At 71.8% G+C, this 5,586-nt stretch carries 2 protein-coding genes and 1 pseudogene; all 3 read left to right on the top strand.

What is annotated here, in order from left to right:
• Positions 1-1,236 (top strand): annotated as a pseudogene (locus tag Q1K33_RS20565) (glycogen debranching enzyme); the annotation flags it as partial.
• Positions 1,233-3,605 (top strand): malto-oligosyltrehalose synthase, encoded by a 2,373-nt coding sequence (gene treY, locus Q1K33_RS20560; protein ID WP_300406778.1) that lies wholly within the window; start codon positions 1,233-1,235, stop codon positions 3,603-3,605. The pseudogene Q1K33_RS20565 and the gene treY, both read left to right, overlap by 4 nt.
• Complete coding sequence (treZ, locus tag Q1K33_RS20555) at positions 3,602-5,353, top strand: malto-oligosyltrehalose trehalohydrolase (RefSeq protein WP_300406776.1); 1,752 nt, start codon at positions 3,602-3,604, stop codon at positions 5,351-5,353. Before treY ends, treZ begins: the two co-directional genes overlap by 4 nt.
• Positions 5,354-5,586: the final 233 nt, after the last annotated feature.

Genomic DNA, 5,586 nt, shown 5'->3' with positions numbered 1-5,586 from the left:
CTGCAGCTGATCATGGACTCGCTGCGCTACTGGGTCACCGAGATGCACGTCGACGGCTTCCGCTTCGACCTCGCCTCCGCGCTGGCGCGCGAGTTCTACGACGTCGACCGGCTCGCGACGTTCTTCGAGCTCGTGCAGCAGGACCCGGTCGTCAGCCAGGTCAAGCTGATCGCCGAGCCGTGGGACGTCGGTCCCGGTGGCTACCAGGTCGGCGGCTTCCCGCCGCAGTGGACCGAGTGGAACGGCGCCTACCGCGACACCGTGCGCGACTTCTGGCGCGGCGAGCCCTCGCTGGGACAGTTCGCCTCGCGGGTCTCCGGCTCCTCCGACCTCTACGAGCACTCCGGACGACGACCGTTCGCGTCGATCAACTTCGTCACCGCCCACGACGGCTTCACCCTGCGCGACCTGGTCTCCTACAACGAGAAGCACAACGAGTCCAACGGCGAGGACAGCCGCGACGGCGAGAGCCACAACCGATCCTGGAACCACGGCGTGGAGGGCGAGACCGACGACCCCGAGATCCTCGCCTCGCGGGCGCGCTCGCAGCGCAACTTCCTCGCCACGCTGCTGCTCAGCCAGGGCGTGCCGATGCTGCTGCACGGCGACGAGCTCGGGCGCACCCAGCACGGCAACAACAACACCTACGCCCAGGACTCCGAGATCGCCTGGGTCGACTGGGAACGCATCGACGAGCCGCTCCTGGAGTTCACCGCCGCACTGATCCGGCTGCGGCGCGAGCACCCGACGTTCCACCGGCAGCGGTTCTTCACCGGCACCACCGCGCGCACCGGCGACGACCGGCTCAACGACATCGTCTGGCTGCACCTCGACGGCGAGCCGATGGACGACGACGACTGGGAGCAGAGCGGCGAGGCGATCGGGATGTACCTCAACGGCCATGGCATCGCCGGCAAGGACCCGCGCGGCAACGCGATCACCGACGACCACTTCCTGCTCTACTTCAACGGCGACGGTCCCGCCGAGGTCACCCTGCCCGCCACCGAGTACGCCGCCACCTGGGACGTCGTGATCAACACCGCCGGCTCCAGCGGACCCGAGGCCGGACGGCCGGCGGGATCGACGTTCGCGCTGTCCGGTCGCAGCGTCCTGGTGCTGCGCGAGGGTCGCGAGCCGGAGCCGGTGCCGGACTCGTCGGTGGCGGCCTCCGTGGCCGCCCAGACGGGACAGACGAGCCAGGCCACCCCGGGCGGCGAGGCAGGGGCCGAGAGATGACCAGCCGACGTACGCCTCGCAACACCTACCGCCTGCAGATCCGCGAGTCCTTCGACCTCTCCGCAGCGACCGATCGGCTGGAGTACCTGCACCACCTCGGCGTCGACTGGGTCTACCTCTCGCCGCTGCTGGAGCCCGAGCCCGGCTCCGACCACGGGTACGACGTCGTCGCGCACGACCGGATCGACCCGGCGCGGGGCGGCGCCGAAGGACTCGCGGCACTGTCCGCCGAGGCACGCCGTCTCGGGATGGGCGTCCTGGTCGACATCGTCCCCAACCACGTCGGCATCGCCACGCCGTCGGCCAACGCGTGGTGGTGGGACCTGCTGATGCACGGGCGGGAGTCCCGCTTCGCCGAGGCCTTCGACATCGACTGGGCCGCCGGCGACGGCAAGATCCTGATCCCCGTGGTGGGCGACGGTGACGAGGGCTCGGTCCGCGTCGACGTGGCGGCGGGCGAGGTGCGCTACCACGACCACCGCTTCCCGCTGGCGCCCCGCACGCGCTCGCTCGAGAAGCAGCACTACCGCCTCGTCTCGTGGCGCGCCGCCGACGACCGGCTCAACTACCGCCGTTTCTTCGCCGTGAACACCCTGGCCGCCGTGCGGGTCGAGGAGCGGTGGGTCTTCGACCAGACGCACGTGGAGATCAAGCGGTGGTTCGACGAGGGCCTCGTCGACGGGCTCAGGGTCGACCACCCCGACGGCCTGCGTGACCCCGAGGGCTACCTCGGCGACCTGGCCCGGCTGACCGGTGGCGCCTACGTGCTCGTCGAGAAGATCCTCGAGCCCGGCGAGATGCTGCCGCCGTCGTGGGAGACGGCCGGCACCACCGGGTACGACGCGCTCGGGGCCATCGACCGCGTGCTCACCCGTCCGGTGCCCCCGGGCGACCTGCCTCAGGACGGCCTCGACTGGGCGGCGATGGTGCACGGCACGAAGCGAGCGGTCGCCGACACCATCCTCGGCTCGGAGATACGCCGCATCGTGCGCGAGCTGCCGGGCGGCACCGCGCCGGCCGCCGGCACCCTCACCAAGCGCCTCACGGCCCGCCTGCGCGGCGCCGGGTCGACGGCACCGACCCCGCTGGGGATGCCGGTCGAGCGCGTCGTCGACGCGGTCGCCGAGCTGGCCGCGTGCTTCCCGGTCTACCGCTCCTACCTGCCGACCACGCGCGGCCACCTCGACGAGGCCTTCGACCGGGCGCGTGCAGCGCGCCCCGACCTCGTTCCGGTCCTCGACGCGCTCGTCCCGGTGCTCGGGGACGCGGCCCAACCCGCTGCCCTGCGCTTCCAACAGACCTCGGGCATGGTGATGGCCAAGGGCGTCGAGGACTGCGCCTTCTACCGCTACAACAGGCTCACCTCGCTCAACGAGGTCGGCGGCGACCCCAGCGAGCAGCACCTGCCCGTCGCCGGGTTCCACGAGCTGATGGCGATCCGCCAGCGCGACCGGGCCGAGGCGATGACGTGCACCTCGACCCACGACACCAAGCGCGGCGAGGACGTCCGGGCCCGGATCACCGTCCTGGCCGAGGCGCCCGCCGTCTGGACCGCGGCGCTCTCTCGCCTCCAGACGCTCGCGCCGGTGCCGGACGAAGCGTTCGCCGCGCTGCTCTGGCAGGCCGTGGTCGGCGCCTGGGCGGCTGGGGGGGACCCGCAGCCGGACCCCGCCCTCAGGTCGAGGCTGCACGCCTATGCCGAGAAGGCGATGCGTGAGGCGGGCGACCACACCCAGTGGACCGCACCGGACCAGACCTACGAGGCAGCCGTGCACGCAGCGGTGGACGCGGCCTTCGACGTGCCCGAGGTGGGCGCCGTCCTGGGCGAGCTCCTCACGCTGGTCGACGATGCCGGCCGGTCCAACGCGCTGTCCGCCAAGCTGATCGCGCTCACGATCCCCGGCGTGCCCGACGTCTACCAGGGCTCCGAGCTCTGGGAGCAGTCGCTGGTCGACCCCGACAACCGGCGCCCCGTCGACTTCGACCTGCGCGCCTCCCTCCTGGCCGAGCGCATCCCGACCCACGACGCCGCGACCAAGCTCTCGGTCACCACGGCCGGGCTGCGGCTGCGCCGCGACGAGCCCGCGCTGTTCACGTCGTACACCCCGGTCGAGGGGCGTGGTGAGCACGCCGACCACCTCGTCGCCTTCGACCGCGGCGGCGCCGTGACCGTGGCCACGCGCCTGCCGCTGGCGCTCATCGAGGCCGGGGGCTGGGGCGAGACCGAGCTGGTGCTGCCCGCCGGCACCTGGTGGGACCACGTCACCGACCGCGACGTCGAGTCCGACGGCACCGTCTACCTGTCCGAGGTGCTCGACGTGTGCTCGTGCGCGCTGCTCACCAGGATCCCCGAGGACGGACCGTCGTGAGCCGGCGTGGTCCCTACGACGTGTGGGCACCGCGCCCCGAGCGGGTGCGGCTGTCCGTGGCCGGGGACGTCGTCGCGATGCAGCGGAACCCCGACGGCTGGTGGACGCCTGTGTCCGCCGTCCCCGACCCCGCCTCGGGCGACGTCGACTACGGCTACCTCATCGACGACTCCGACGAGGTCCGGCCCGACCCCCGCTCGCGGCGTCAGCCGGCCGGCGTACACACACACTCACGGACGTTCGATGCCTCGGCCCATGCGTGGAGCGACGAATCGTGGACCGGGCGGCAGCTGGCCGGGTCGGTGATCTACGAGCTCCACCTCGGCACCTTCACTCCCGAGGGGACCCTCGACGCGGCGCTGGGCAAGCTCGACCACCTGCGCTCGATCGGCGTGGACCTCGTCGAGCTGATGCCGGTCAACGCCTTCGGCGGCGCCTACAACTGGGGGTACGACGGCGTCGGCTGGTTCGCCGTCGACGAGACCTACGGCGGCCCAGCGGCCTACCAACGCTTCGTCGACGGGTGTCATGCCGCGGGGCTGGGCGTCATCCAGGACGTCGTCTACAACCACCTCGGACCGTCCGGGAACTACCTGCCCCTGTTCGGGCCGTACCTCACGTCGGGCCGCAACACGTGGGGCGACTCGGTCAACCTCGACGGCGACGGCGCGGCCGAGGTGCGCCGTCACATCATCGACAACGCCCTGATGTGGCTGGGCGACTACCACGTCGACGGCCTCCGCCTCGATGCCGTGCACGCGCTGCAGGACTCCTCGCCGACCCACCTGCTCGAGGAGCTCGCGGTCGAGGTGGCCGCGCTGTCGGCGCACCGTGGGGTGCCACTGACCCTGATCGCCGAGTCCGACCTCAACGACCCGCGGCTGGTCACGCCCCGCGAGGCCGGCGGCTACGGGCTCGACGCTCAGTGGAGCGACGACTTCCATCACGCCGTCCACGTCGCGCTGACCGGGGAGACCGACGGCTACTACGCCGACTTCGAGCCGCTCAGCGCGCTGGCGAAGGTGTGCGAGAAGGGCTTCTTCCACGACGGGACCTTCTCGACCTTCCGTGAGTCCGACCACGGCGTCCCGATCGACGTGGCGGCCATGCCGACGTGGCGTCTGGTGGTCTGCAGCCAGAACCACGACCAGGTCGGCAACCGCGCGATCGGAGACCGGATCACCGACTCGCTGGACGACGACCAGCTCGCCTGCGCCGCGCTGCTCACCCTGTGCGGACCGTTCACCCCGATGCTCTTCCAGGGCGAGGAGTGGGCGGCCTCGACCCCGTTCCAGTTCTTCACCGCCCACGAGGAGCCGGAGCTGGGTCGGGCGACGGCCGAGGGGCGGATCGGGGAGTTCGCGAAGATGGGCTGGGACCCGTCCGTCGTCCCCGACCCCCAGGACCCCGCCACCTTCGAGCGCTCGAAGCTCGACTGGGCCGAGCTGTTGTCGGGACGGGGTGCGCGGATGCTGTCGGTCTACCGGCAGCTGGGCGCGCTGCGCCACGCCGAGCCTGCACTGACCGACCCGTCGTTCCTCGCGACGTCGTGCGAGGTGGACGAGGCGTCACGGCTCTTCTCGATGACCCGCGGCGACCTGCAGATCCTGGTCAACTTCGGCGACGCCCCGATGGCCGTCCGGGTCGCCACGACCGAGGTGCTCTTCACGACGGGCCCCGGAGTCGAGCTCGCCGGCGGTGTCGTCGCAGTGCCTCCTCACGCCGGCGCCGTCGTACGGCGGTCCTGACGGCTTCTGGGCCGGTGGCCTTCCGGGGTCGGTGGGACGCCCGCTCCTCGGTTGGACCTGGCCTTCTGGGGTGGTGTGGCGCCCGCGCGCGTCGTCGCGCTGACGGCACGAGCAAGCTCGCGCCGCCGCATGCGCGGGCGCCACACCCGTCACACCCTTCACATCGCCTCATCGGTTGGGCGAAGACTGCAGGTTTCCGGCCGGTTTTCGTGTCGTTCTTGACCACTCGACGA

It is taken from the genome of Nocardioides sp., from assembly GCF_029937575.1.
In the GTDB taxonomy this organism is placed as follows: domain Bacteria; phylum Actinomycetota; class Actinomycetes; order Propionibacteriales; family Nocardioidaceae; genus Nocardioides.
The sequence above is the reverse complement of the archived record's forward strand: the minus strand, read 5'-3'. Positions and strand labels throughout refer to the sequence as shown.